The organism is Arthrobacter sp. NEB 688, assembly GCF_013201035.1.
Classification (GTDB): Bacteria; Actinomycetota; Actinomycetes; order Actinomycetales; family Dermatophilaceae; genus Phycicoccus.
The window spans coordinates 3660482-3687478 of record NZ_CP053707.1 but is presented as its reverse complement, the minus strand read 5'-3'; the positions used below and the strand labels follow the sequence as shown (position 1 = coordinate 3687478).

General features: G+C 75.7%; 21 protein-coding genes. 11 read left to right on the top strand and 10 right to left on the bottom strand.

Going from position 1 to position 26997, the window contains the following annotated elements; genetic code table 11:
- The 3 genes from HL663_RS17315 to HL663_RS17305 are packed head-to-tail and all read left to right on the top strand — an operon-like array spanning position 1 to position 3630.
- Entirely contained in the window at positions 1–516 is a 516-nt protein-coding gene (locus HL663_RS17315) for a TadE/TadG family type IV pilus assembly protein (protein WP_216842616.1), read from the top strand.
- Positions 513–2150, top strand: coding sequence for a pilus assembly protein TadG-related protein (locus tag HL663_RS17310; protein WP_173029510.1), 1638 nt, complete (start codon positions 513–515; stop codon positions 2148–2150). Before HL663_RS17315 ends, HL663_RS17310 begins: the two co-directional genes overlap by 4 nt.
- Before the next feature lie 49 nt (positions 2151–2199).
- Positions 2200–3630, top strand: coding sequence for a phosphomannomutase/phosphoglucomutase (locus HL663_RS17305; protein WP_173029509.1), 1431 nt, complete (start codon positions 2200–2202; stop codon positions 3628–3630).
- Positions 3631–3660: 30 nt separating this feature from the next.
- On the opposite strand, the gene HL663_RS17300 is transcribed toward HL663_RS17305, so the two are convergent.
- Positions 3661–6771 (bottom strand): AfsR/SARP family transcriptional regulator, encoded by a 3111-nt coding sequence (locus tag HL663_RS17300; RefSeq protein WP_173029508.1) that lies wholly within the window; start codon positions 6769–6771, stop codon positions 3661–3663.
- A 200-nt stretch (positions 6772–6971) separates the two neighbouring features.
- Between HL663_RS17300 and HL663_RS17295 the strand changes: the two genes are divergently transcribed.
- Both HL663_RS17295 and HL663_RS17290 read left to right on the top strand, forming a co-directional pair.
- Positions 6972–7178 (top strand): Trm112 family protein, encoded by a 207-nt coding sequence (locus HL663_RS17295; protein WP_173029507.1) that lies wholly within the window; start codon positions 6972–6974, stop codon positions 7176–7178.
- A 13-nt stretch (positions 7179–7191) separates the two neighbouring features.
- Positions 7192–8355: an SIS domain-containing protein gene (locus HL663_RS17290; protein ID WP_173029506.1), complete on the top strand. Its 1164-nt coding sequence runs from the start codon at positions 7192–7194 to the stop codon at positions 8353–8355.
- A gap of 19 nt (positions 8356–8374) precedes the next feature.
- Here the strand turns inward: HL663_RS17290 and HL663_RS17285 are convergent, their stop codons facing one another.
- On the bottom strand, positions 8375–8911 hold the full coding sequence (locus tag HL663_RS17285) for a YbaK/EbsC family protein (RefSeq protein WP_173029505.1): 537 nt from the start codon (positions 8909–8911) through the stop codon (positions 8375–8377).
- Between the two features lie 40 nt (positions 8912–8951).
- Here HL663_RS17285 and HL663_RS17280 point away from each other — a divergent pair, with 40 nt between their 5' ends.
- Positions 8952–10025 (top strand): cation diffusion facilitator family transporter, encoded by a 1074-nt coding sequence (locus HL663_RS17280; RefSeq protein WP_173029504.1) that lies wholly within the window; start codon positions 8952–8954, stop codon positions 10023–10025.
- Between the two features lie 155 nt (positions 10026–10180).
- Entirely contained in the window at positions 10181–11632 is a 1452-nt protein-coding gene (gene ahcY, locus HL663_RS17275) for an adenosylhomocysteinase (RefSeq protein ID WP_173029503.1), read from the top strand.
- Between the two features lie 88 nt (positions 11633–11720).
- Here the strand turns inward: ahcY and HL663_RS17270 are convergent, their stop codons facing one another.
- Genes HL663_RS17270 through HL663_RS17250 form a run of 5 tightly spaced genes read right to left on the bottom strand, consistent with a single transcriptional unit; the run spans position 11721 to position 17818 of the window.
- On the bottom strand, positions 11721–12968 hold the full coding sequence (locus HL663_RS17270; RefSeq protein ID WP_173029502.1) for a lipopolysaccharide biosynthesis protein: 1248 nt from the start codon (positions 12966–12968) through the stop codon (positions 11721–11723).
- 14 nt (positions 12969–12982) lie between these two features.
- A complete protein-coding gene (locus HL663_RS17265; protein WP_173029501.1) occupies positions 12983–13864 on the bottom strand; it encodes a glycosyltransferase family protein in 882 nt (293 codons plus the stop codon).
- The gene (locus HL663_RS17260; protein WP_173029500.1) at positions 13861–15774 is read right to left on the bottom strand and encodes a bifunctional glycosyltransferase/class I SAM-dependent methyltransferase; all 1914 of its coding nucleotides are present in this window, start codon (positions 15772–15774) and stop codon (positions 13861–13863) included. The genes HL663_RS17265 and HL663_RS17260 overlap by 4 nt, the downstream gene beginning before the upstream one ends.
- The gene (locus HL663_RS17255) at positions 15771–16772 is read right to left on the bottom strand and encodes a glycosyltransferase family 2 protein (protein WP_173029499.1); all 1002 of its coding nucleotides are present in this window, start codon (positions 16770–16772) and stop codon (positions 15771–15773) included. The genes HL663_RS17260 and HL663_RS17255 overlap by 4 nt, the downstream gene beginning before the upstream one ends.
- Positions 16769–17818, bottom strand: coding sequence for a glycosyltransferase (locus HL663_RS17250; RefSeq protein WP_286175750.1), 1050 nt, complete (start codon positions 17816–17818; stop codon positions 16769–16771). The genes HL663_RS17255 and HL663_RS17250 overlap by 4 nt, the downstream gene beginning before the upstream one ends.
- Before the next feature lie 193 nt (positions 17819–18011).
- On the opposite strand from HL663_RS17250, the gene HL663_RS17245 reads away from it, so the two are divergent.
- Positions 18012–19745, top strand: coding sequence for a hypothetical protein (locus HL663_RS17245; protein ID WP_173029498.1), 1734 nt, complete (start codon positions 18012–18014; stop codon positions 19743–19745).
- 1 nt (position 19746) lies between these two features.
- On the opposite strand, the gene HL663_RS17240 is transcribed toward HL663_RS17245, so the two are convergent.
- The gene (locus HL663_RS17240; protein WP_173029497.1) at positions 19747–21255 is read right to left on the bottom strand and encodes a hypothetical protein; all 1509 of its coding nucleotides are present in this window, start codon (positions 21253–21255) and stop codon (positions 19747–19749) included.
- A 7-nt stretch (positions 21256–21262) separates the two neighbouring features.
- Entirely contained in the window at positions 21263–23470 is a 2208-nt protein-coding gene (locus HL663_RS17235; RefSeq protein WP_173029496.1) for a hypothetical protein, read from the bottom strand.
- A 57-nt stretch (positions 23471–23527) separates the two neighbouring features.
- On the opposite strand from HL663_RS17235, the gene HL663_RS17230 reads away from it, so the two are divergent.
- Positions 23528–24895: a hypothetical protein gene (locus tag HL663_RS17230; protein ID WP_173029495.1), complete on the top strand. Its 1368-nt coding sequence runs from the start codon at positions 23528–23530 to the stop codon at positions 24893–24895.
- A 1-nt stretch (position 24896) separates the two neighbouring features.
- On the opposite strand, the gene HL663_RS17225 is transcribed toward HL663_RS17230, so the two are convergent.
- Entirely contained in the window at positions 24897–26300 is a 1404-nt protein-coding gene (locus tag HL663_RS17225) for a hypothetical protein (protein WP_173029494.1), read from the bottom strand.
- A gap of 208 nt (positions 26301–26508) precedes the next feature.
- Between HL663_RS17225 and HL663_RS17220 the strand changes: the two genes are divergently transcribed.
- Together HL663_RS17220 and HL663_RS17215 are read left to right on the top strand one after the other, a co-directional pair.
- The gene (locus tag HL663_RS17220) at positions 26509–26688 is read left to right on the top strand and encodes a Flp family type IVb pilin (RefSeq protein WP_173029493.1); all 180 of its coding nucleotides are present in this window, start codon (positions 26509–26511) and stop codon (positions 26686–26688) included.
- A 94-nt stretch (positions 26689–26782) separates the two neighbouring features.
- Entirely contained in the window at positions 26783–26983 is a 201-nt protein-coding gene (locus HL663_RS17215) for a Flp family type IVb pilin (RefSeq protein ID WP_286175749.1), read from the top strand.
- Positions 26984–26997 lie beyond the last annotated feature (14 nt).

Genomic DNA, 26997 nt, shown 5'->3' with positions numbered 1-26997 from the left:
GTGGCGGTCGAGGCCGCCCTCGTCACGCCGATGTTCATCCTCCTCGTCGTCGGCATCATCGAGTTCGGGATGTTCTTCAAGGACTACCTCTCGGTCGCCAGCGCGGTGCGGGCGGGGGTTCGCACCGCCTCGGCCGAGCCCCGGATCAGCACCTACGCGCAGGACGCGGCCGACAGCGTCGCCGCCGAGGGGACGGCCTTCAACCGGGGCCAGGTGCAGGAGCTGTGGGTCTACAAGGCCAACCTCGCCGACCAGTTCCCGACCGGCACGAGCAGCTTCAGCGGCTGCACGACGTGCGTGAAGTTCTCGTGGAACGGCACCCGGTTCACCCCCACCTACTCGAACTGGAAGGCCATCGACCAGAAGGCGTGCTCGTACAGCCCGCCCGACCGCATCGGCGTCTACGTCAAGACGCGGCACAACGCGTTCACGAAGTTCGTCTTCAGCTCGATCACCATCCAGGAGTCGGCCGTGCTGCGCTTCGAGCCCATGCCCCAGACGCAGGGGTGCCAGTGAGGCCCCGCCGGCAGCCGGAGCAGCGCGACGAGCGCGGCTACGTCGCCGTCGTCTCGGGCCTGCTGCTCATCGTGCTCCTCGGGTTCTCCGCGTTCGCCGTCGACGTGGGGCACTGGTACCTCGAGGGCCAGCGGGCCCAGCGCGCCGCCGACGCCGCGGCCCTCGCGGGCGTCACCAAGCTGCCCGACGACCGGTTCGGCGCCTACTCGGAGGCCCAGCGCTACGCCTCGACGAACGGCTTCACGAACGGGGCGAACAACGCCGTCGTGTCCCCGTCCCTGGCCGGCGGCTCGACGCGGCTGCGGGTCGACATCAGCTCGCGGGTGACCAACTTCTTCGGCGGCTTCCTCGGCCAGAGCAGCACCCTCGTCTCCCGCCACGCCATCGCGGAGTTCGCCGGCCCCGTGCCGCTCGGCAGCCCGTGCAACCACTTCGGCGACGACCCGGAGGTCGGCACCACCGCGAGCAGCAACTGCGACAACACCGGCGCGTTCTGGGCCAACGTCGGGAGCATCCCCGCGAACAAGCAGAGCGGCGACGCCTTCCAGAACGACTACTGCACGAACGCCACCTCGGACGGGTGCGTCAACGGGGACAACGCCGACTACGAACCGAACGGGCACGTCTTCACCGTCACCGTGCGCCAGGCGGTCACCAACCTGACCATCGAGGCCTTCGACCCGGCCTTCGTCGCCGTCGGCGACCTGTGCAACCTCGGGACGGCCAAGCTCACCCAGGCCAGCGCCCTCGCGCCGGCCGACACCGAGGTGAGCAACCCGTCCGTCCGCTACGCACAGGGCAACTCCTCCCCGTACTGCACGGGTGACCAGCCGTTCACGACCGGCGCCAAGCCCAAGACCGAGTTCCTCTTCAAGGGCCCGGCCGGCAACCCCTGGGAGCCGACCAACTGGCCGACGCTCAACACGGCGAGCTGCCGACCGCGCACCTTCGGGGGCTACAACGAGGACCTGTCCCTCGCCCTCAAGAAGGGGACGCCCCAGTACACCGCCAGCCCGGAGATCGCGGAGACCTTCCGCCGCTGGGTCAAGGTCTGCACCATCCCGGGCACCGTCCAGCCGGGCACCTACTCCATCCAGGTGCACACCAACGGGCTGGGCGCCGACGCCCAGAGCGGCCACAACCGCTTCTCGCTGCGGGCCTACGGCACCGGGAGCTCGGACAAGGACAACATCGCCGTCGCGGGCTACTCGCAGATGGTCCTCTACGCCAACATCCCGAGCACCACCTCGAAGTTCTTCCTCGCCCGCGTGCCGAGCAACTCCAGCGGCCAGTTCTTCAACGTCAACCTCTTCGACATCGGCGACGGCGCCGTGGCCGGCAGCACGGTCAAGGTGGTGCCGCCGAGCGAGACCGGCGGGAGCTTCGCCGGGTGCAAGGGCAAGGGCATCACCAACGGTCCGCTGGTCGACTGCACCATCGCCGTGAGCAGCATCTACAACGGGCGCTGGCAGACGATCACCGTCCCGATCCCGTCGACGTACGGGTGCAACGACTCCTCGCCCAGCGGCTGCTGGGTGCGCCTGGAGTTCAACTACGGCGCCGGGTCGCAGCCCGCCGACACCACGTCGTGGAGCGCCACGCTCGACGGCGACCCCATCCGCCTCGTCGAGTGACCTCGCCCCCGGGACCGGCGCGGGAGGCGCTCGCGTAGGCTCGGGCGCCGTGACCACGCGATCCCTCAGCGACGTCGTCAAGGCCTACGACGTGCGCGGAACCGTCCCCGACCAGCTCGACCCGGACGTCGCGCGCGCCCTCGGGGCCGCCTTCGCCGAGGTCGTCCTCGCCTCCGACGACGCGCCGGCCTGCGTCGTCGGGCACGACATGCGCGACAGCGGCCCCGCCCTCGTCGCGGCGTTCGCCGAGGGCGTCCGCAGCCGGGGCCACGACGTCGTGCTCATCGGCCTGTGCAGCACCGACGGCCTCTACTACGCCAGCGGGGCGCTCGACCGTCCGGGCGCGATGTTCACCGCGAGCCACAACCCGGCGCAGTACAACGGGATCAAGCTCTGCCGCAGCGCGGCCCGGCCGGTCGGTCAGGACTCCGGCCTCGCCGACGTCCGGGTCCTCGCCGAGCGGATCCTCGCCGGGGAGGTCCCCGACCCCGACGTCGAGCCGGGCTCGCTCACCGAGCGCGACCTGCTCGCCGACTACGCCGGCTTCCTGCGCGGGCTCGTCGACCTGTCCGCCTCCCGGCCGCTGCGCGTCGTCGTCGACGCCGGCAACGGGATGGGTGGCTTCACCGTGCCGGCCGTCCTCGGGACCGAGGCCGGCCTGCCGGCCCTGCCGGTCGAGGTCGAGCCGCTCTACTTCGAGCTCGACGGCACCTTCCCGAACCACGAGGCGAACCCGCTGGAGCCGGAGAACCTGCGCGACCTGCAGGCGGCCGTCGTCGCCCACGGGGCCGACCTGGGTCTCGCCTTCGACGGCGACGCCGACCGCTGCTTCGTCGTCGACGAGCGCGGGGAGCCGGTGAGCCCGAGTGCGATCACCGCCCTCATCGCCCGTCGCGAGGTCGCCCGTGCCGTCGCCGAGGGCGCCGACGCCGGTGACGTCGCCGTCGTCCACAACGTCATCACCTCGGCGCAGGTCCCCGAGGTCATCGCGCAGACCGGCGCCCGGGCCGTGCGCACGCGCGTCGGGCACTCGTTCATCAAGGCCGAGATGGCCCGCCACGGCGCGGTCTTCGGCGGCGAGCACAGCGCGCACTACTACTTCCGCGACTTCTGGTTCGCCGACACGGGGATGCTCGCGGCGCTGCACACCCTCGCGGCGCTGGGGGAGCAGGAGCAGCCCCTCAGCGTGCTCATGGCCGACCTCTCGCGCTACAGCGCCTCCGGAGAGGTCAACTCGACCGTCGCCGACGCCGGCGCCGCCACCGAGCGCGTGCTCGCGTGGGGCGAGCAGCAGGGCGTCGAGGTCGACCGGCTCGACGGGCTGACGCTGACGCACGCGGGGGGAGACGGCGACCCGATGTGGTGGCTCAACCTGCGGGCGTCGAACACCGAGCCGCTCCTGCGGCTCAACGTCGAGGCGGCCGACGCCCCGACGATGGCCCGCGTGCGCGACGCGGTCCTCGGCATCGTCCGAGGCTGAGCGGCCGCCCGGGACGGCAGTCGGCGCCGGTCAGGCCGGTCCGGGGCTGCGGCGGCGCGGCGCCGCCGGGCGCGACTCCGTCGCCCGCCGGTAGGCGTACTGCTCGAGGCGCAGGGCCTCGCTCGCACCGACCCGGTCGCCGGTGGCGTCGAGCACCGCCGCGAGCACCTGGTAGGCGAACGCGACGCTCAGCGGGCGATCGAGGGCGGTGAACTCCTCGACGACGGTGCGCAGGTCCGACTCCGCGCCGGGCAGGTCGCCGAGGGCGAGGCGGGCCCGGGCCCGGGTGCGGCGGGAGCGGGCCGCGAGGAAGGCGTCGCGGGAGGCGGTCGCGCGGTCGAGGGCCGTCTGCGCGTCGTCGAGGGCCTCGTGGGGACGGGCGGTCGCCAGCGCGACCTCGGCGCGCGCGTCGAGCGCATACGAGTACATGTGCACGGCCTCGATGGAGGAGAGGACGTCGAGCGACTCGTCGACGAGCAGCACCGCGGGGGCGAGCTCGCCGGTCCGCCGCCGGACCCGGGAGAGCTCGAGGGTGGCGAGCGCGTAGGCGACGGTGCGGGGCGACCCCTCGAGGATCTCGCGGGCCCGGGTGAACTCGCGGGCCGCGGCGCCGAGCTCGTCGTAGTCGTTGTGCAGCGTGCCCCGCACGATCGCCGACCAGCCGGCGAGGGTCGGGTCGCCGCTGCGCCCGATGGAGGCCTCCGCGGCGAGCACGGCGCGCTCGGCGTCCGGCCGCCGGCCGAGCGAGACCGACGCGAGGGCGCTGACGACGGACGCACCCGCCGCCGCCTCGTGCGCCCCGAGGAGGTGCAGCCGCCGCCGCGCCGTCTCGGCGAGGTCACGCGCACCGGCGGAGTCCGAGAGCCGGTCCTGCAGCAGCCAGGCTCGGCAGAGGACGAGGTGGGCGACACCGAGCCGGCTGTCGTCGTCGGCGCCGACGAGGGCCTCGCGCACCTCGTGCTCGGCCTCGAACCACGCGTGCAGGTCGGTCGCGGCGTCGGTGCCGAGCGCCGTCTCGACGAGCAGCCGCCACGCGACGTCGGGCCGGGTGCGGACGAGGGAGCGTGACACGGCGACGAACAGCGGTGTCTCGGTGCGGAAGAAGCGACGTGACCGGCGACGCACGACGGGGGCCGGGTCCGGGCGGACGACGTCGGCGGGCAGCTCCGGGACGGGCAGCAGGCGGTAGGGGCGGTCGACGAGGAAGGCGTCGGCCCGGGCCAGCGCGCCGGTGCCGAGGCGCTCCGCCTCGGCGGTCGTCAGGTCGCCGGTCGCGCCCGCCGCCGGCGGCCGGTGGACGTGGGGGGCGCCCGCGGCCGGGCCGTGCCCGTGCCCGTGTTCGTGCCCGTGCGGGTGCGCGTGCCCCGGGGCGTGCGTGGGCCCGGTCCGGCCGGCGCCGCTGCGGACGTGCCCGCGCACGAGGCCGTGCAGGCGGTACTGGGTGTCGTGGTCCTCCCGGACGACCGGCTCGACGAGGCTGGCCTCGACGAGCGCGTCGAGCGCGGTCTCGCCGGCGCCCGCGTCGCCGAGGAGGCTGCCGACGACCCATCCGCTGAAGGCGTCGACGGGCAGGTGGGCCAGGGCCTCGAGCGCAGCCCGCGACGAGGGCGTCAGGCCCTCGACCAGGCCCTCGAGGCTCTCGTGGACGACGGCGAGGTCGTTGCCCGCGCGCCCGGTGCCGCGCAGCCGGGCGGCGAGGTCGTCGAGGCCGAGGTCGGGGCGCTGCGCGAGCCGGCCCGCGGCCAGCCGCAGCGCGAGGGGCAGGCCGCCCGTCAGCCGGACGACCTCCTCGGTGGCCTCGGGGGCCTCCTCGGTGCGCTGGGCGCCGACGAGCTCCGCGAGCAGCCGGTGCGACGAGGTCGGGTCGAGGCTGCCCAGCCGGATGCGGTGGCCCGCGACGAGCCCCGGCAGCGGCCGGCGCGAGGTGACCAGGGCCATCGAGCCGGGCCCGGCGGGCAGGAGGTCCGACAGCCGCGCCGCGTCCTCCTCTCCGGCGACGTTGTCGAGGACGAGGAGCACCCGCCGGGCGTCGAGGAGGGAGCGCAGCAGCCCCACCCGCGCCGGGGTCGAGGACGGCACGGCCTCCGGGTGCACCCCGAGGAGGGGGAGGAACGTCGTCACGAGGGTCTCGACGGGGGTCCCCCCGGGCAGGTTGGCGCCGTCGTGGTGGAGGGTGCCGTCCGGGAAGCGCTCGCGCAGGGCGTGCCCGACCTCGAGGGCCAGCGTCGACTTGCCCGTGCCGGGCAGCCCCGTGACGGAGACGACGACGGCTCCGTGCTCGAGCCCCTCGGCCGCCCGCAGGACCGCGTCGACCTCGCTCGCCCGGCCGACGAGGACGTCCGGGCGGCGGGGGAGGGTGCGCGGCACCGGGAGGGTGGGCACGGGCTCGCGCCCCTCGAGGGCCGCCCGCCGCGGGGCCACCCGGCCGGTGCCGGTGAGGACGGCCTGGAGCGCGCCGGCCAGCGCGTCGGACGGTCGGACGCCGAGCTCGCGGTCGAGCCGCTCGCGGGCGGCGTGGAACACCTGGAGGGCCCGCCGCTGCTGCCCGGTGGCCGCGAGGGCCTGGACGAGGAGTGCGGTGAACCCCTCGTGGAAGGGGTGGCGGGCCGAGAGGGCGTCGAGGTCGGCGACGAGGCCCTGGAGGACCCCCGCGCGCAGCGCCGTCGCGTGGCGCTCCTCGAGCACCGAGAGGCGCTCCTGGACGAGCCGGTTGCGCTCGACCTCGACGGCGGCGGTGCCGGGCGCCCCGAGGAGGGGCTCGCGGGCGAAGGTCGTCAGGGCGCGGTCGTAGTGGCGCAGGGCCGTCCCGGGGTCGGCGTCGCGGACCCGGCGGGCCGCGGCCACCCGCTCGCCCCACACCGCGAGGTCCCGGTCGACCCGGTCCGCGAGGCGGTAGCCGCGCCCGTCGGTCACGAGCACCTGGGTGCCCTCGGCCTTGCGCCGGATGCCGGAGACGAGGGCCTGGACCCGGTTGCGGGCCGACGCCGGGGGCTCGCCGTCCCAGAGCCACGACCCGAGGGAGTCGACGTCGACGTGGTCGTGCAGGGCCGCGAGACCGAGCAGCCCGGCCTCGAGCTCGGTGAGGCGCAGCGGCCCGGACGGGCCGGTGAGGCGCAGCCGGCCGAGGATCTCCAGGTACACGGCGCCTCCCTCCACGCGTCGTCTCCGCGGCGTCGTGCCACCGAGCCTATGGACCGTCCCCGCAGGTCACAACACCGGACACGCCCCGGGGTGTCACCGACCGCGACCGGCCCCGCCGGCGGGCCCGCGGCGGCCGGTCCCGGGCGAGCCGGGTGTGGGAGGATCGGCGGCGAGCACCAGCCACCCCCGGAGAGGACCCCATGAGCGAGCCGGCCGCCACCAGCGCCCACCTCGAGCCCTGGCTGCGCGAGATCCTGCGCTGCCCGTCCTGCCGGGCCGAGCTGCGCGACGACACCGGCCCCACCGGTCCCGAGCTCGTCTGCACGAACGGCGCCTGCGGCCTCGCCTACCGCATCGACGAGGGCGTCCCCGTGCTCCTCGTCGACGAGGCCCGGCACCCGGCCTGAGCCGGGGCGCGCGATGGTCTGGGTCGACGAGGCACGGCTCGACGACGTCGAGGCGCTCGCGGCGCTCGACTCCCGCGACACCCTGCGCGCGCTCGCGCAGGCCGGCGCCCAGGTGCGCCGCTCCCTCGTCGCCGCCGAGGAGGCCGGCATCGAGCGGGTCGCCGGCGGTGAGCGGCCACGCTCCGTGCTCGTCGCGGCCCTCGGCGGCTCGGCCGTCGTCGGCGACGTCCTCGACTGCCTGACCGACCCGGGCTCGCCGGTGCCGGTGATGCTGCGCGGCGACGGCCCGCTCCCGGGCTGGGTCGGGCCCCTCGACCTCGTCGTCGCCGTGTCGCAGTCCGGCCGCGCCGCGGGGCCGCTCGGGCTCGCGGCCGAGGCCGGCCGCCGTGGCGCGAGCCTCCTGACCGTCGGGGCGGCGCAGTCACCGCTCGCCGACGTGACGGCCCGCGCCCGCGGCGTCCACGTCGAGGTCGCCCTGCCGGCGCCGTCCTCGCGCACCGCGCTCTGGTCCCTCCTCACCCCGGTCCTCGTCGCGGCCGACCGGCTCGGACTCGCCGACGCCCCCGACGACGCGCTCCAGCGGGTCGCCCGGGTCCTCGACGAGGTCGCCGAGGAGTGCCGCCCCTCGTCCGACGCGTTCGTCAACCCGGCGAAGGTCGTCGCCACGACGCTCGACGGCACGGTGCCGGTCGTCCTCGGCGACGGCGCCCTGACCGGCGTGGCCGCGGCCCGCGCCGCGCAGATGCTCTCGCGCACGGCCCGCGTCCCCGCGACGCACGGGCGCCTGCCGGACGCCGCGAGCGCCGCGGTCGCCGCTCTCGACGGCCCCTTCGCCGCCGGCCTCGGGGCGCGCGGCACCGGGGGAGCCGGCGGTGGGCGCGACATCTTCGCCGACCCCTACCTCGACGGCCCGGCGGCTCCGCGGCTCGGCCTGCTCGTGCTGCGCGACCCCACGCTCGGCCGGGAGGCGGCCGGGCTCGCCGACGCGGTCGTCGCGTCGGCCGAGGACGCGGGCGCCGTCGTGCTCCAGCAGCAGGCCCGGGCCGGGCACGCGCTCGAGCGGCTGGCGTCGCTGGTCGGCCTCGTGGACTTCGCGGCGACCTACCTCGCGCTCGGCCTCGGCTTCGACCCGTCCGTCTCGCGGCACGTGACGGACCTGCGCGACCGCACGTCCTGACCGCCCGGCGGGCCGCCGGTCAGTCCCGGGGCAGGGCCAGCGACAGCCGCTGCGCCCCGGGCAGGGCCAGCAGGTCGACCCCGGTGACGAGCAGCTTGCCGCCGCGGATGCCGCTGCCGACGACGACCTCGCCGGCCTCGACCACGGCGTCGTCGACGAGCACCGGCCAGCCCGCGGGCAGGCCGACCGGGGTGATGCCGCCGAACTCCATCCCGGTCAGGCCGACCGCCTCGTCGTGAGGCGCGAACGAGATCTTGCGGGCGTCGAGGTGGCGCCGCACGACGCCGTTGACGTCGGCCCGGTCGGTCGCGAGCACCATGACCGCGGCGTACCGGGTCTCGCCCCCGCGCCGGCCGGCGACGACGACGCAGTTCGCGCTCGCGGCGGGCGCGACGTCGTAGGCGTCGCAGAAGGCGGCGGTGTCGGCGAGCTCGGCGTCGATGGCGGCGACGAGGGCGCCCTCCACGGCGCCGACGGCCGCCGCGACCGGCGGGGCGAGCAGCTCCGGGTGGTCGGCGGCGGGCATCCAGTCGAGGGTTCCACGTGCGCTGGGCATGCGACGACGGTACGGGGCCGGGCGTCCCTAGGATCGGCCCATGAGCGAGACGACGAGCGACGCACCCGCCGGCGAGCCCTCGGGCGGGTCGGGCGGGTCGTCCGGCGAGAGCTCGGCGGCGGTCCTCGCGGCGCTGCTCGCCAACCTCGGGGTGGCGGTGACGAAGTTCGTCGCCTTCCTCCTGACCGGCTTCTCCTCGATGCTCGCCGAGTCCATCCACTCGGTCGCCGACACCGGCAACCAGGTGCTCCTGCTCGTCGGCAGCAAGCGCGCCGGTCGCGCCCCCGACCAGGAGCACCCCTTCGGGTTCGGGCAGCAGCGCTACGTCTACTCCTTCCTCGTCGCGATCATGCTCTTCGTCCTCGGTGGGCTCTTCGCCCTCTTCGAGTCCTACGAGAAGATCCGTGAGTCCCTCGGCGAGGAGGACTACGACCCGTTCGAGTCGCGGTGGTGGTGGGTGCCGCTCGCGGTGCTCGTCGCGGCCATGGTCATGGAGGGCCTCAGCTTCCGCACCGCGATCCGCGAGTCGAACAAGGTCCGCCGCGGCCGCGGCTGGGTCAGCTTCATCCGCACGACGAAGTCGCCCGAGCTGCCCGTCGTGCTCCTCGAGGACTTCGGCGCCCTCATCGGCCTCGGCTTCGCGATGGCCGGCGTCGGGCTGACGCTCGTCACCGCCAACCCCGTCTGGGACGGCATCGGCTCCGGCGCGATCGGCATCCTGCTCGTCGTCTTCGCGGCCGTGCTCGCCGTCGAGATGGGCAGCCTGCTCGTCGGGGAGGCCGCCTCGCCGCGCGCCCGCGAGCGCATCCTCGCCGCGCTGGTCTCGCCCGAGGCCGTCGACCGGGTCATCAACAGCCGCACCCTCCACCTCGGCCCGGACCAGGTGCTCGTCGCGGCCAAGCTCGCCGTCGGCGAGACCGACAGCGCGGCCGAGGTCATCGCGGCCATCAACGAGGCCGAGCAGGCCGCCCGCGACAGCGTGCCCGAGGTGCGCCTGGTCATCTACCTCGAGCCGGACGTCGACACCGCGCCCGGCAGCCCGGACGTCGACGGCCCGGGGCCGGTCTCCGCCGACCCCCGCGAGTCGGCCGTCGAGAACGCCTCGCGCGGCTGATCCGTCGAAGGAGCACGCAGGCACCACCGGGCACACCGCGCGCTGCGGTATCCTGAGAGACGCTGTACCGGCCCGGGTGATGACCCTCGCACTGCGCGGCCCAGATGGGCGATGCCGGTCAACCGAATCGCAACGACCTCCTGAGGAGCTCACGCATGTCCGTTGACCACAAGGTCCGCGACCTCTCGCTCGCCGAGTCCGGCCGCCACCAGATCCGCCTCGCCGAGCACGAGATGCCCGGCCTGATGTCCCTGCGCGCCGAGTTCGGCGACGCCCAGCCGCTCAAGGGCGCCCGCATCGCCGGCTCCCTGCACATGACCGTCCAGACGGCGGTCCTCATCGAGACGCTCACCGCGCTCGGCGCCGAGGTCCGCTGGGCCTCCTGCAACATCTACTCCACCCAGGACGAGGCCGCCGCGGCCATCGTCGTCGGCCCGCACGGCACCCCCGAGGACCCGCAGGGCGTCCCGGTCTTCGCCTGGAAGGGCGAGACGCTCGAGGAGTACTGGGACTGCACCGAGCAGATCCTCACCTGGCCGGGCGGCCAGGGTGCCAACATGATCCTCGACGACGGTGGCGACGCCACGATGCTCGTCCACAAGGGCAAGGAGTGGGAGACCGCCGGCCAGGTGCCCCCCACGACCGAGGAGGACACCGAGGAGTTCGGTGTCTTCAAGGCGCTGGTCCGCCGCACGATGGGCCAGGACCCGCAGAAGTGGACGAAGGTCGCCGCCGAGATCAAGGGCGTCACCGAGGAGACCACGACCGGCGTCCACCGCCTCTACCAGCTGGCCGAGGCCGGCGAGCTGCTCTTCCCGGCGATCAACGTCAACGACTCGGTCACCAAGAGCAAGTTCGACAACAAGTACGGCTGCCGCCACTCGCTCATCGATGGCCTCAACCGCGCCACCGACGTCCTCATCGGCGGCAAGGTCGCCGTCGTCGCCGGATACGGCGACGTGGGCAAGGGCTGCGCCGAGTCGCTCCGCGGCCAGGGCGCGCGCGTCATCGTCACCGAGATCGACCCCATCTGCGCGCTCCAGGCCGCGATGGACGGCTACCAGGTCGCCAAGCTCGAGAACGTCGTCGCGCAGGCCGACATCGTCGTCACCTCGACGGGCTGCTTCAACGTCGTCACCGCCGAGCACATGCAGCAGATGAAGAACAAGGCGATCCTCGCCAACATCGGCCACTTCGACAACGAGATCGACATGGCCGGCCTGGCGAAGGTCCCCGGCATCCAGAAGCAGGAGATCAAGCCGCAGGTCCACGAGTGGACCTTCGACGACGGCGACTCGATCATCGTCCTGTCCGAGGGCCGCCTCATGAACCTCGGCAACGCCACCGGCCACCCGAGCTTCGTCATGTCGAACTCGTTCTCGAACCAGACGATCGCCCAGATCGAGCTGTTCGGCAAGACCGACGAGTACGTCGACGAGGAGGGCAAGCCGGAGGTCAAGACCCTCCCGAAGCACCTCGACGAGAAGGTCGCCGAGCTGCACCTCGAGGCGCTCGGGGTCGAGCTCACCGAGCTGACCAAGGAGCAGGCCGAGTACCTCGGCGTCGACGTCGCCGGCCCGTACAAGCCGGAGCACTACCGCTACTGAGGTCACCCGACCGGGTCCGCCCGGTCACCGACCCCTTCGAGGGCCGTCCGGACACCGTCCGGGCGGCCCTCGCCGCGTCCCGGGGGCCTCAGCCCGCGTACCCGGCCCGCCGGGTGCCGTAAGCGACGAACCACAGCGACCAGGCGGTCACCGACACCCCGGTGGACAGCGGGACGAGCCACGGTTGCCGGAGCCCCACGGCCACTCCCCAGCCGAGCAGCGTGCACGCGAGGGCCGGCGCGGCGTAGTAGAGCTCGCGCTGGGGATGCCCCGTGCCGATGGAGGCGAAGGTGGTGGGTGCGGTGAGCCCGTTGGCTCCCGACCAGACGATCGCCAGCGCGAGGAGACCGACCGTCGTCGCGTCGAGCGGCAGGGCCCCGGCGAGGGCGAGCCCGACGACCAGCAGCACGTCGCCCAGGGTCAGGACGGCGAGGACGACCCCCACGCGGCGGGTGGCGACCCGCACGAGCCGGCGGCGCGCGTCCTCCCCGCGGGTGGACGCCGCCTCGGAGGTGAGCCCGGCGAACAGGGCGGCGGCGACGCCGAGCGGCAGCTGCGCGAAGCGCAGCGCGAGGTCGTAGTCGGCGAGGAACGCCGGTGAGGCGACGAGCGCCAGGACCCACCGGTCAGCCTGGGACCCCGTCACCGCGAGCAGGGTGGACGCCGTGCGGTACCCCGCGAAGCGCCCGAGGGCGATGTGCCCGTCGGCGGGAGGGACGCGCTCGGGGGTCAGGGCCAGGCCGACGTGGGCGGCGAGCAGCGCGAGCAGCGAGCCCGCGAGGATGCCGACAGCGAGCGACCAGACGCCGAGGCCCTGGGCCAGGGACACCCAGCACCCCACCACCTGCGCGACCGCGTGGACCGCGGCCACACATGCCCGCAGGCGGAAGCGCAGGCTGATCTGGAGGCGCGCCATGACGACGAGGACGGCGCTGCGGGTGGCGGCCGCGAGCCCGGTCAGGAGCAGGATGAGGGTGGGGTGCGGACCCAGGCCCTCGCCGGCGGCCGTCGTCGAGACCCACGGCGCCGCGAGGAGCGCCAGGCCGGTGACCGACAGGGCCCCTCCCGTGGCGAGCGCCAGGGCAAGGACGTACTGCCGTGGGGTGGCGCGACGTCCGAAGCCGAGGGACTGCACGGTGTAGGCGGCGCCGAGGTCGAACAGGCCCGCGGCCGTCACGACGGTGAGGAGCAGGGCCCAGCCGGCGTACCCGGCGTCGTCGAGGTACTGCCGGGCGACCACCGGCACGACGACGAGGGTCGCGCTGGAGAGCACGAGGGGCAGACCGGTGCCGAGCAGCCGACCGCGGGGGGTGCCCGCGCCGAGAGCGCGGTCCACGCCGGCGCGCAGCCTCACGGCTGCGGCCGCCGGTGACGTCCGAGGGCGAGGGCCGTGGCCCTTCGAGCGGCGCGCAGCTCGAGCGCCGCCGACGGGGTGGTGCGCACCCGCACGGCGATGAGGGCCACCCCCACCCAGCGGCGGGCGGCGAGCCAGGCACGGTCGCCCGGGGTCCCGAGCTGGTCGGCCAGGCGCTCCTCGGTGGTGAGGATCGCCGCCAGCCGCTCCCGGGGGAGCGTCGCGCGGTCGAGGAGGGAGAGCCGGTGCTCGAGCGTGGACCCCAGGAGCCAGGCCCGCAGGCCGGCTCGTCGCAGGGACGCGGCGATCGCGTGGTCGAGGCCGTCGAGCGGGTAGCCCTCGGGGATCCCACCGGCCGCCTCCAGCGCCTCCAGCCGCAGCACGCTGCCCGAGTTGAGGTGGGACACCCATCCCGTGGCCGGTCCCGGGCGGGGGTCGTCGACGGCCCGGGTGCGCAGCCGGACGCGTCGGTGCGGCGAGAGCACCCGCCCCCGGTCGGTCAGCCGGGGGAGGAGCACCGCGACGTCCGCGGGGACCTGCTGTCGTCCGTCGACGATGGCGAGCACCTCCTCGACGTAGGCGCGGTCGACCACGGTGTCCTGGTCGAGCACGACCATCCACGCCACACCCTCGGACCGCAGCCGGCGAGCGGTCTCGGCGTAGGCGACCGCCAGCCCGGGGTTGTCCGGCCGCTGGACGTACGTGGTCACCCCGTCGGGCATGGACGGCCGGGAGGTGCGCCCCTCGGTGTTGTCCTGCACGAGGAGCGCCGCGACCTCACCGGGCCTCAGCACGGACACCAGCGAGGACAGCGCCGGGCTCGCCGTCGGCTCCGTCCCGTGGAGCACGACGAGCACGCCCGGCCCGGACGACGTCACCGGTCCGTGGCGGGGCGCCGGGCGACCGCCCGCAGCAGCTCGTGGCGCGAGGGGTGCACGAGGCGCGGGGTGCGCAGGGCGACCGCGTCGTAGCCCGCGTGGAGGAGGCGGCGGGGGAGGGTGCGGCTGAACCGGCGGATGCTGAAGGTCTCGACGCGCTCGACCTCCAGCCCGGCGCCGCCGAGCAGCGACGCGAGCGTCCGCGGCGTGTAGTGACCGACATGGGCTCCGGGGTCGAGGTGCGCCCAGCGCACCGTGTTCCGCTGCGCGGCGACGCTCCCGATGTTGGGCAGCTCGAGGGCCAGCACACCGCCGGGCCGGAGCAGGCCGCGCATCTGCTCGAGCGCCGCCCGCGGCTCGGGGAGGTGCTCCAGCACGTGCCAGGCGCAGAGGACGTCGAAGGTGTCGCCGCCCGCGGCGATGTCGGCCAGGGTGCCGCTCCGCACGGGGATCCCGCGTGCCGTGGCGCCCTCGGCCTGCTCCGTGGAGGGCTCGACCCCCTGCGCGTCGAACCCGGCCGCTGCGGCCGCCGCGACGAAGTAGCCGGAGGCGGCACCGACCTCGAGGAGCCGGGCCGGCGGGGACACGGTGCCGCGGAGAAACTCCACGCGCACGCGGGCCTCGCTCTGTCGCTGGGCGGTCGCCACGTCGTAGTGCCCCTCGGTGCGTCGGCCACCGGTGCGCTGGTCGTAGCCCTCGAAGTACTCGCCGTCGTACATGCGGGCCTCATCCTCTGCGGAGGCCCGGTGCGCCTGGAAGAGGAAGCCGCACGCGGTGCACCGGACGTAGCCGGCCGGGGCGAAGGCGGTCTCGGTGCTCGTCGGCGCGTCGCACAGCCAGCAGGTGCCGGCGGGGGCGTCCGTGTCCATCGTGTGTCTCCTGGGGTCGGTGCCAGCCTGCCGGGCCCGCGGACGCGATCGGCGCAGGCTCGCCACGGACTCCCGGGGCAGACCGGCGACGAGGGTCAGCGCGGTGCCCGTCGCGACCTGGCGCGAGGCGATGCCGCGCGCGACGGTGGCCGAGGTCGCACGCACCCCCGGTCGCCCCAGGGCGGCGTCGAGGCACGCGACCGCCGGGGAGCCGGGCAGCCGGTGGCGCAGGGTCTCCACCATCGTGCGGCGCCACCCGATGCCCGTCGCGTGGGCCACGGCGGCGAGCCCGCCCGGACGAGGGAGCCCCGGGTGCGCCTCCCTCAGGTGGTGCAGGGTGCGGACCACACCCCACGGGGTCCGCGGGTGCCTGTGGTCCGTCTCGCCGACGAGGTTGCGGCCGTGCTGGAGGTAGTCCTGCACGGGCGCGTCGAGCACGACGTAGCCGCCGGTGACCGACGCGCAGACCCCCAGCCAGTGGTCGTGCAGCTGCGTGACCGTGGCGAAGCGCGGGAAGGGCAGGGCGACGTCCAGGAGGTCGCGGCGGAGCACGGAGAAGCATCCCGTCACCTGGTTGCCGAGCAGGAGCGCGACGGGGGAGACGACCCGACGAGCCGTGACCGGTGGGGCGGTCGCGGTCCGCGGCCACGTGACGACGCGGGCCTGCCCGAGCGCCAGCGCGGCGTCGTCGAGCAGCGGGACGAGCCGCTCGAGCTTGTCGGGGTACCAGCGGTCGTCCTGGTCGCAGAGGGCGACCCAGCCGACCTCGGCCGGGACGGCCGCGAGCAGCCGTTCGAAGTTGAGGTAGAAGCCGACGTTGTCGTCCCAGCCGACGACCTCGAAGCGCGGGTCGTCACCCACCGCGTCGGTCACGAGCCGGCGGACCTCGTCCTGCCCGCCGTCCGCCCCGACGAGGCACCGGAAGTCGGAGCGCGTCTGGTCCCGGATCGAGCGCAGCTGGACGGCGAAGAGGTCGGGGTCCGGGCGGTACGCCGCCAGCACGACCGCGCCGGTGCGCTGCGAGACGCGGGCGGTGCTCACGACGTGGCCGGCCGGGGGCGGGCGAGCCGCCAGTAGCCGCGGAGCGCGCCGTTGAGGAGCCCGAGGGCCCCCGGGCGCTCGAGCTGGCTCTGCGTGATGGCGGGGGTGAGGAGTGCGTCGAGGGCGTGCGGCGCGACGACGGCGGCCTGCACCCGGCGGCGCCGGCGGACGACGTGGGCGGCGTTGCGCACCAGCCACATCCACGCCCGGACCTTCTCGCGCCCCCATCCGTCGCGCAGTGCGATCACGAGGTAGAGCGGCTCGAGGAGGAGGAGCACCGGCAGGACGCGCAGCAGGAGGTGGCGGGGGTAGTCGCCGAGGACCGTGAGGACCCGGTTGCGCTCCAGGTGGAACATCTTGAGCGGGTTGCGCCCGAACTCGTACGCGTGCACGGCGACGGCGTCGGGGCGGTAGGCGACCTCGTACCCGGCGAGGTGCGCGCGCAGGCTGAGGTCGGTGTCCTCGTGGTACATGAAGTACGTCGCGTCCATCCCGCCCAGCTCCTGCCACACCTCGCGGCGGCAGGCGAACAGCGCCCCGGCCACGGAGGTGAGGGCCCGCGGCCGCAGGTGTCGCGCGACGGGGTCGCCGTAGCCGTCGCACCAGCTGAGTCCGCTGAGGTGCACCGGGAGCCCGGCCGAGTTGACGACACCCTCGCCGCCGGGCAGCAGCACGAGCCCGCCGACGAGGCCGACCGCAGGCCGCGCGGCCTCGCGCGCCAGCACCGCGAGCGCCCCGGGACGCAGGACGGCGTCCGAGTTGACGAAGACCAGGACGTCGCCGTCGGTGGCGTCGACCCCTGCGGCACAGCCCGACCCGAAGCCACCGTTGGTCGGCGGGACGACGACCCGGACGCCGCTGACGTCGGGGAGCGCCCGCACGCCGTGGTCGACGAGCACGACGTCGTCGCCCTCGCCGAGCTGGCCGACGACGGACCGCAGGCACGCGTCGAGGACGGGCTCGTCCCCGAACCCGACGACGACGACGCTCGTGGTCACGCCGGCTGGCCCGCGCGGGGGACGGGAACGTCCTCGACCGCGACGCGGGTGGGTTCGACGGGTCGTCCCGGGGCGTGGGTCACCGTCCGAGGCACGACGAGCCGTGGGGGAGCGGGCACGCTCATGTAGGCGATCCGCGTCGTCTCCTGGCGGACCTTGCGCAGGCCGTCGAGCAGGATGCCGACGACGAGGACGATGAAGCCGACGATGACGAGCGACGCCGCGAGGAACGCCGTCGGGAACCGGCCGACCATGCCGGTCGCGAGGTACTCCCGCACGACGGGGACGCCGAGGCCCACGGCGGTGAGGACGGTGAGGGCGGACAGCACCGAGTAGAGGGCGAGCGGCCGCTCGTGGTGGAGGAGGCGGGTGATCATCCGCGCGATGCGGAATCCGTCGTGGTAGGTCCGCAGCTTGCTCTCGGACCCGGCGGGCCGGTCGCGGAAGCCGACCGGCACCTCCGCCTGCGGCACCCGCGTGTTGATGGCGTGCACCGTCAGCTCGGTCTCGATCTCGAAGGCCCGCGACGTGGCCGGGAACGACTTGACGAAGCGCCGCGAGAAGACGCGGTACCCGCTGAGGAGGTCGGTGACCGGCCGGCGGAAGATCGTGGAGACCACCCGGTTGAAGGCCCGGTTGCCGAGCTCGTGCCCGGCCCGGTAGGCCCCGTGGTGGTCGGCGACCCGGACCCCCGTCACGTGGTCGTAGGGCCCCTCGAGCAGGGTGCGGATCATCAGGGGCAGCGCGGAGGCGTCGTAGGTGTCGTCCCCGTCGACCATGACGTACACGTCGGCGTCGATGTCCGCGAGCGCGCGGCGGATGACGTTGCCCTTGCCGGGGCAGCCCTCGACGCGCACCTCCGCGCCCGCCGCGGCCGCGACGTCGGCGGTCCGGTCCGTGCTGCGGTTGTCGTAGACGTAGACGGCGATGCCGGGGACGGCCTCGAGCAGGTCGGAGACGACCTTGCCCACGGCCCGCTCCTCGTCGTGGCACGGCACGATGGCCGCGACACGCAGGGGAAGGGACTCGTCCGGGGGCACGGGCACGCTCCGCTCGATGGGGCCTGGGGTCCCGGTCGACGCTAGTCCCGGCCCGCGGACGTCGTACAGGACGCGGTCCGCGGACCGGGCCGGATGTCGGGGAGGACTGGCCGAACGGTCGAGGCGGGCCCGACCGCCGGGTCCCGGACCCGCCGCGCGCGGCCTGCGGAGGGGGCCTGCTCGTGCGATGCTCGCCGCGATGAGCACGCCCACGGCCGCCGTGGCCCCCTCGACCGCCCGGTCGTCGCGGCCGCTCCCGCGCGACGCCGCAGGCCCCGTCGCGGACGCCCTCGTGCTCGTCGTCCTCCTCCTGGCCTGCGGTGTCGTCGTCGCCACGGCGGCGGACCTGCTCGGCCTGCGCCCGTTCGTCTCCCGCGGACCGGCGGTCGGGGCGACCCTCGTCGTGCTGGCGCCGGTCCTCGCCGTCGCCGCCCACCTGCGTCGGGCGAGAGCGGGCGACCGCCCGGCCGGCCGGACCGGACGCCGGGGCGAGGTCGGCCGGGCGCTCCTCGTGGCCGCCCCCGCCCTGCTCCTCGTGGCGGTCCTCGTGTGGTCGCTGTCCCTGCCGACGGCCCAGCGCCTGGAGTGGTTCATCGGCGGGGACCACGTCCGGCACGTCGTCCTCGTCGCCGACGAGCGGGCCCGCGGCGCCCTCGACTACTCGCAGCGCAACTACCCGCGCGCCTGGCACACCACCGTCGCGCTCGGGTGGTCGCTCACCGGCCCACCGTCCGGCCGGGCGGACCTGGTGGGCCTCCTCGGACTGATGTCCGCCCTCGTCTGGATGCTCTCCGCCGCTCTCGCCCTCGCCACCTCCTCCCTCACCTCGGCCGCCGCCCGACGCGTCCGGCTCGGCCCCTGGACGGCGGCCGCGGCGGCGGCGGCCGCGGGGGCCGCCACCCTGTGGCCGGCGTTCCTGGCCAACTACCAGGCGCTCGGCTTCGAGGGCTCGCTCACCGCGGCGCTCGTCGTCGCGGTGGCGCTGCGCGAGGTCCTCGTCCGCCCCGCGTCCCTCGTCGCGTCGCTCACCGCGTGGGCCGGGCTGCTCGTCATGGCCAACACCTGGCAGCTGCTGCTGCCGGTGTCCGGGCTGCTCGCGCTGGCCGCCACGGTGGCCCGCGTCCGCGCCGCAGGGCCCGGCGGTCGCCGGCGGCGGCTCGCCGAGGCGGCAGCCCTCGTCTCGGTCACGGCGCTCTCCTCGGTCCCGGCGATGACCGCCGTCGTCGGCACGGTCGGGGTCGGCCACGCGGTCGTCGCCGACGTCGAGGCCCCGGTGCCGCTGTGGCTCCTCGGCGTCGGCCTGGCCGCCCTCGGGGTCCTCGCGGCGCGGTACCGCCACGACCGGGGCATGCTCCTCGTGCTCGCCGTGTCGGTCCTGCCCGCCCTCACCGCACTCGGGCTCGCCGTCCGGCTGGGCATCCCGGTCACCCGCTACTACCCGGCGAAGCTCCTCTGGCACACCACCGTCCTCGGGCTGGCGTGGACGGCCGTCGTGGCCGGCGGCGCGTGGGCCGGAGCGGGCGCGCGCGCCCTGCCCGGCCTCCTCGGTCGCGCGGTCCTCGGGACGGCCGCGGGTGCGGTCGCCCTCGGAGCCGTCGTCACCCCCCTCGGGGCCTTCTCCCGGGAGTGGTCCACGGTCGACGCCGCCACCGTCCTGCGGCTCCTCGAGGTGCCCGGGGCCGAGCGCGCCCAGGTCGTGTGGTCCTCGGGGCCGCTCGTGACGGATGCCGCGACGCGCATCCTCCTCGACGGCTACCGGCCGGAGGCCGGACGGGTCGACACGCCCCAGGGGGGCCTGACGGTCGCCCAGGAGTGCGACCTGCTCCGGGCGGCGACCGACCCCACCGTGCTGAGCGACCACCCGCAGGACGAGGTCCGCGCCCGGTACGCCTGCGTCGCCGGGCTCACGGTGCTGGGACCCGGAGCCGGCTGACTCAGCGGCGCACCCAGACCCGCAGGCCGTCGCCGCCGCCCGCCGTCCGCCACCCGGGGTCGGCGTCCAGCGCGGCCGCGAGGGGGCCCGTCGGGACGTCCGTCGACGACAGCAGCGCGCAGTCGGCGCGGGCGAGCGCGGGGACCGACGTGTCGTCGCCGGTGAGGACGTCCAGGGCCTCCCGGTTGCGGTCGCGCCCCCAGTAGTCGGCGCGGGTGTCGATCCACACGCGCACGTCGGGGCGCATGAGGAGCACCGGGCCCGCCGACCCGGGGTCGGACACGAGCCGGCACCCGCGGGGGAGCAGGTCGACGACGGCGGCCTCCGGCGGGCGGGCCGCCGTGGCCCCCGCGAGGAGGACGAGCGGCGAGAGGAGCACGAGCACGGACGTGCCGACGACCCGCCAGGGCCGGCCCACCGACCACCGGCGCACCGCGGCGCTGCGGAAGACCCCCGTCGGGCGCGGGGCCGTGGCCCGTCGCACGACGCGGGTGGCGAGGACCGTCGCCAGCAGGGCGGCGGCGGGGGCGAGCGTGAGGAGCGCGACGCCGACGAAGCGCACGCCGCCGAGCCCGGCGACGGAGGCCGGCGCGCCGAGGACGACGAGAGCCGCGAGGACGCCGACGCGGTCGTCCGCGGCCCGGGCGCCCCACCGCCGGACGACGAGGACGAGGCTCGCACCCGCCAGGCCGAGCGCGGCGACGACCGTCGGGACCCACCGCGCGGCGAGTCCGTCGGCGGTGGGCGGCAGCCACTCGAGGACCGACCCGGAGGCCGCCTCCTGGACGGCGCGCGTGAGCCCCCACGCGTCGAGGCCGTAGGGGCCGACGAGCACCCCGGCGCCGAGGCCGACCCCGGTCCCGAGGCCCACGGCGAGCCGCCGGGCCCGGTCCACCCTCGGCGCCGCGAGGCACAGGACGACGACCGCGAGCCAGGCGGCGGGGGCCAGGAGCAGCCACGACAGGTGCAGCCACGAGCCGGCCCACCCGACCGCCAGCCCGGCGAGGCCGGACCCCGCGGCCACGACGACGGGACGGGTGGTCGACCGGCGCACCGCCCGGTCGGCCCCGAGCACGACCGCCAGCCACAGCGACTGCGCGACGAGGGTCGCGCGCGGCGAGACCATCGGCAGGGCCAGGAGCAGGACGACGAGGATCCCCGCGAGGGCGGGGAGCGGACGCGCGCCGAGGCGGCGCGCGAGCGCGAGCACCACCGTGGTGAACACGAGCATGGACGCCAGCCCGACGGCGAACAGCCCCGCGAACCCCGCGGTGCGCCAGCCCAGGCCGAGGACGTCGTTCCACGCGGGCGAGGTCTGGGTGAAGAGCGTCGCCACCGGGTCCCAGCTCCACGTGTCGGCCCGCCGCAGGGGAGCGCCGGCGAGGTTCTCGAGTCCCGCCCGGGCCTGCCAGTACGGGTCGCGCTCGTCGACCACCCCGGCCCGCACGACGGCCAGGGCGGCGAGGGCCAGCCAGGGCAGCAGCCACGCGCGCCCGGCCGGCCGGCTCACGACCGGCTCACGGCAGGACCCAGCCGGTCGCGGTGCGGTCGGTCAGGGCCACGGCGCGTCGCCCGTCCGGCGCGCTGACGGTGAGGTCGGTGGCGAATGCCGTCGTCACGCGCTCGGTGCGGATGTCCTTCTCCGTCGGCCCCGTGACGCGCACCGACAGCTCGGTCGCCCCGCGAGCGGCCCGGACGGTGAACGAGAGGCGGGATGTCGTGGAGTCGGTCACGGTGACGCGGGCGACCTCGCGGGACCCGTCGGTCACGACGATCTCGCGGCGCTCGTCGCCGACGCCCCGCACCGACATCGACACCGAGACCTGCGTGGGGGCGCCCGGGTTGGCCAGCGACACACCGGCGTACGGACCGAGGTACTGGCCGTACACGTCCTCGACGGTCTCGGGTTCGAAGGCGTCGACCGCGACGACGACGGGGGCCAGCACCTGGGCGCGGCGCGCGGCGTCGCCCTCGCCGGAGGCGCCCGCGGCCCGCAGGTCCCACGCGACGAAGGTGCCGTCGGCCGTGCGCGCGGCGGGGGCGCCCCACGCGGCGGTCAGCCGGGCCGAGGGTTCCTGCTCGGGGGAGAAGCCCTGCGTGTCGACCTCGAGCGCGCAGAACCCCGCCGAGCGCAGGTCGGCCGCCAGCGCCCCGAGGTCGGAGGGGTCGACGGCCGACTGCCACGTCGCGGCCTCGGTGCCGCGCATCGCGGCGGCGCTGAAGCGCAGGTCGTCGGAGGCGAGGTACGGCTTGAGCTGGTCGTAGCCCTGCATGTCGCCCGGCCCGAGCGTCTCGGGGTAGGGCAGGACCGGGACCTGGAAGACCCCGCAGCCGGCCCCGACCCGCTCCTGGAGCGTCGTCGTGTAGGTGCGCAGCCCGGCCATCTCGCGGGCGATGCCCCGGTGGTCGGGCGCGACGGCGGGGTTGGTCTGGTCGAGGCTGCCGACGACGACGAGGGCCCCGGCGACCAGGCCGGCGGTCAGCAGCCCCCGGCGCCGCTCGAGGCGCGTGAGCCAGGCGCCCACGGCGAGCAGCGCGAGGGTGAGCAGGTAGAGCGAGATGCGCGACCAGGTGCGCACCTGCGGCGTCGCGAAGACGGCGACGAACGACCCGAGCCCGCCGACCGTGAAGAAGAGGAACGAGACGAGCATGAGCCCCGACCAGCGGGCGTGCTCCGGGTCCGGCCGCCGCCCGGAGAGCAGCGCGAGCAGCCCGATGACGGCGAGGCCCGTCATCCCCGCGACCCCGACGACGCCGAGCGCGGAGGTCTCGACGGTCGCCCGTGTCGCGGAGCGGTAGGCGAAGGTCAGGTACTGCAGCGCGCCGACGCGGTGGTCGGGCCACGGCAGCAGCAGGTCCATCAGCTTGCCGGCGAACAGCTCCGACTCCGCAGGGTTGCGGCCGGCCGGGACGCGCCCGGTCACGAGGACGCCGCGCATCCCGAGGCGGGCCGCCGCGAGCGGCACGGCGATGACCAGGCCGATGCCGACCATCACCGCGAGACCGCGCAGGAGGTCGGCCGGGACCCCGCCCACCCGGCGGGCGAGGGCCGCGACGGCGAGCAGGACGAGCGTGAAGGCCACGTAGTAGACGCCGCTGCCCCCGACGACGACGACCGCCGCGACCGTGACGAGCGTCCGGCCACCCCGCCACCGGGGCACCGGGCCGCCGCGCGGGGAGAGCAGCGCCCGGCCGCGCGCCACCTCGAGGACCAGCCACAGCGCGACCGGGACGACCCAGTACTGCGCGAGGTAGAGGTGTCCGAAGCGCTCGGCGTGCCCGGGGGCGTTGGCCAGGAGGACGCCGAGGACCAGCCCGGCGGGGCGCCCGAGGCCCTGGCTGCGCGCGAGGAGGTAGCCGGTCGCGCCGGTCAGCGGGAAGGACAGGACGAAGTACAGGCCGCCGGCCGTGTAGACGCCGGGGACGACGAGGTCGATCGCCGTGATCGCGAGGACGTGCAGCACGTTGAGCTCGGGGAAGAACGAGGCGTCCTGCCCGAACGGGAACCCGAGGTCGGGGTTGTGCCAGTACCAGCCGTGGTCGTGGATGTCGCGCAGCGAGGAGAGGATCTGCGTGTGGTCCCACCCGAGGTCGAGGGGGTTCGCGGGGTCCCACTGCCACAGCCGCAGCGACCACGCGCCGACGACGAGGGCGACGAGCACCGTCGCGGCCAGCCAGGGGGCCTCACGGGCGCGTCGGGATCGTGTCGTGCTCCCGGTGGCCATGAGCGTCGATTATGGTCGAGCCCCCGCCCAGACCCCGGCAGCTCGAGGAATCCCGTCATGTCGCAGGCCGATCCAGTCCGGACGGCCGATGCGCGCCGCGGTCTCCCGGTCGCCTCCCTCGCCGTCGCCGCGTGGGTGGTCGCGCTCGCGTTCTTCGTCCTCCTCGGGTCCGACCTGCTCTGGGTCGTCGCCCTCGGGGACGCCGTGCGCGCGACCGGGACCGTCCCCGACGGCGTCCCCTTCGCCACCGCCCCGCAGGAGGGCTGGCACGACCCGGTCGTCCTCGCCCAGCTGCTCCTGTCGCTCGTCGACGGGCTCGGCACCCCGGCGCTCGCCGCGCTCCAGCTCGTGGTGGTCGCCGCCACCCTCCTCGTCGTCCTCGCCGACGGCCGTCGGGCGGGTGGGCCCGAGGGGCGTGGCGCCCTCGTCGTCTCCCTCGTCGTCGTCGGCGCCGCGGCGACCTTCGCCGTCACCCGGCTCCCGTCGCTCTCGCTCGTGCCCTTCGTGCTCGCGGTGGCCCTGATGCGGCGTCAGCACGTGCGCCCGGACCGCGGCCTGTGGTGGATGGTGCCGCTCGTCGCCCTCTGGGGGAACCTCCACGGCGCGGTCCTCGTCGGGCTCGCCGTCCTCGGGGTCTTCCTCGTCCTCTCGCCGGGGGGCGGGCCGTGGCGGCGGCGGGTCGGGGTGGGCGCGGGGTCGGCCCTCGCCGCCCTCGTGCTGACCTCCGCGGGCACCTCCACCCCGGCCTACTACCTGCAGGCCCTCGACAACGAGGCCGCCGCCCGGGGCACCGACCTCTGGGCCCGGCCGAGCCTCGGGCACCCCCTCGACGTCGCGATGCTCCTCGCCGCCGCGGTCCTCCTCGTCCTCGCCGCCCGTGGCCGGATGCCGCTGTGGGAGTGGGCGGCCACGGTCGGTCTGGCGGTGGGGACGGCCTCCGCCGCGCGCAACGGGGTGTGGCTCCTGCTCTTCCTCGCGGCCGCGGCGATGCGCCCGCGCCGTCCGCACCCGACCGGCGGCGTGCCGCGTCGCTCCGTCGTGCCGGTCGTGGCCCTCGCCGCCGCCGCGCTCGTCGCCGGCGGTGTGCTCGTGGCGCGCGGCCCGGCCGTCGGGGCCCCGGGGGAGGCGGCCGTCGGTGCCGTGCGCGAGGTCGCCGCCGGCCGCCCGGTGCTCGCCGTCCAGCCGCTCGCCGAGACCCTCGCCCGCGACGGCGTGCGGGTCTGGGCCGCCAACCCGATCGACGCCTTCCCCCGCTCGGTGCAGGCCGGCTTCCTCGACTTCCTCCACGACGGCACAGTGCCACCGGGAGCCGACGTCGACGTGGTCGTCGTCGAGCGCGGGGACGCCGCGGCGCTGGTCGGGTCCGGCGGCTGGCGCCTCGCGCGCGAGGCCGACGGCTACGCCGTGCTCGAGCGCGCCGGCTGACTCATCCGGTCAGGGTCCAGAGGACCCAGTCGCCCTCGGCGGCGGCCCGCGTCCATCCCGCCTCGCCGGCGAGGCCGCGGTCGAGGGGCTCCCCGCGGCGGGTGAGCACGGCCCGCACGTCGTGCCGCCGGGCGTAGTCCTGCCAGCCGGAGCGCGTGGCCGAGAAGTCCTCGTAGGCCGCGGCGGTCGCCGGGGTGTAGACCTCGGCCCGCAGGTCGCGCAGCACCCGGGGGCCCGGGTGCGCCCAGAGGACCCAGCCGGAGGCGTAGGCGTCGGCGACCGTGGGCGTCCCGGCCGGGAGCGCCCCCACGGCGGCGTCGACCGTGCGCGGCAGCGGACCCCGCTCGGGGCCGCCGACGACCACACCGGGCACGACGAGGAGCGCCGCGGCCGCGACGAGGCCCGGGACCCGCTCGCGCCAGGGGTGGGCGGGATCGGGGGCGGGGCGCAGGGTGCGGGCCAGGGCGGGCGCGAGGAGGAGGGCGCCGGTGGCGATGGTGCGCACGGACGTCGCCGCGAGCGCGACGCCGGCGACGGCGAGGAGGACGGCCGGCAGGTCGGCCCGCCGGGCCCGCACCAGGCGCACGACGACGACGAGCGCGAGGAGGACGACGAGGACCAGGAGCGGGTTCGACGGCGCCGGCGGCTTCCACTCGTTGACCGTCGAGCGGGCCGCGACACCGACCGCGAACGGCTCGACGAGGGCCAGCGGGCCGAGCGGGCCGAGGACGGGGACGAGCGCCGTGCCGACGAGGAGCGCGCCCAGTCGCCCCCAGCGGACCGGCGGCCGGGGCCGGGCGACGGCCAGCGCGACGAGGGCGAGCGCCCCGAGCGCCACGCCGACCGGCCAGGACCCGTGCACCGCCGACCACAGCCAGGCGACGCCGAGCAGCGCCCACCGCGGGCGCCCGTCGACGAGCGTGCCGGTCCACAGGTGCAGGGCGAGCGCGGCGAGGACGAGGCCGAGGAGCTGGGGCCGCTCGCCCCAGGCGGCCGAGGTGCCGACGAGCACGGCGGCGGCCACCCCGACGGAGGCGAGCGGGCCCGCCCACCGACGGGCGCTCGCGTGCGCGAGGCCGGCCAGCGCGAGCAGCAGCAGGGCCCGCACGGCGTGCAGCCCGGTGACGCCGGCGAGGTCGTCGACGACGCTCATCCCGACCTGCGCGAGCCACTGCGTGGGGACGTAGGGCCGGTCGGCGAGGCTCGTCAGGGGGTCGGGCAGGGCCTGGAACCGGTCGCCGTCGCGCAGCGCACGCCCGATCCGCAGGTGCAGCCAGAGGTCGACGTCGGGGGCCGTGCGCAGCCGCAGGAGCAGGGCGACGAGGAGGGCGCAGCCGAGCCACGCGGCGGCCAGAACGCCTCTGCCACTGCGGTTTTCGGTATCGCTCGGAACGCTGGTCGACATCCTGCTCGCCTCGGGCCGGTGGGGGGTCGTGGACGAGCATGGCACGGGGGCCGGAGCCGGCCGGGTGGCGATCGGCCGAACGGTTGACCCGTCAGCACCGTACGGGCGGGCCGGTTCGGGCCCATCGGTCCATGCCGCTCGACGCCCCGGAATGACAGCGTTGGGACTGCTCGACAGCACCCCTCCGTACCGAAAGGCAAGACCCGTCATGACCAAGGCCCTCATCAAGCTCCAGCACAAGCTCAGCGACCTGCGCTCCGAGAAGGGTGCGACCGCCGTCGAGTACGGCCTCATGGTCGCCCTCATCGCGGTCGTCATCATCGTCGCCGTCGCGCTGCTCGGCACCCGCCTGAGCACCATGTTCAACTCGGTCGCCAACAGCGTCTGACCACCGGACTCCACTGGTCGGGGCGTCGGTCGCCGTCGGGGCACCGACGGCGGCCGACGCCCCGACCCACATCCGACAGGACCAGGTGACTCGCATGACCCACCTCATGATCCGGGGCGCTGCCCGGGTTCGCTCGTTCCTCGAGCGACCGGGCGCCGGCCGGTCCGAGCGCGGCGCGACCGCCGTCGAGTACGCACTGATGCTGGGGCTCGTGGCCATCGTCATCATCGCGTCCGTGACGATCCTCGGCCGCAACCTGTCCACGCTGTTCCGCGCCGCGGCCGTCAGCCTCTGACGCCCGCGGGACCG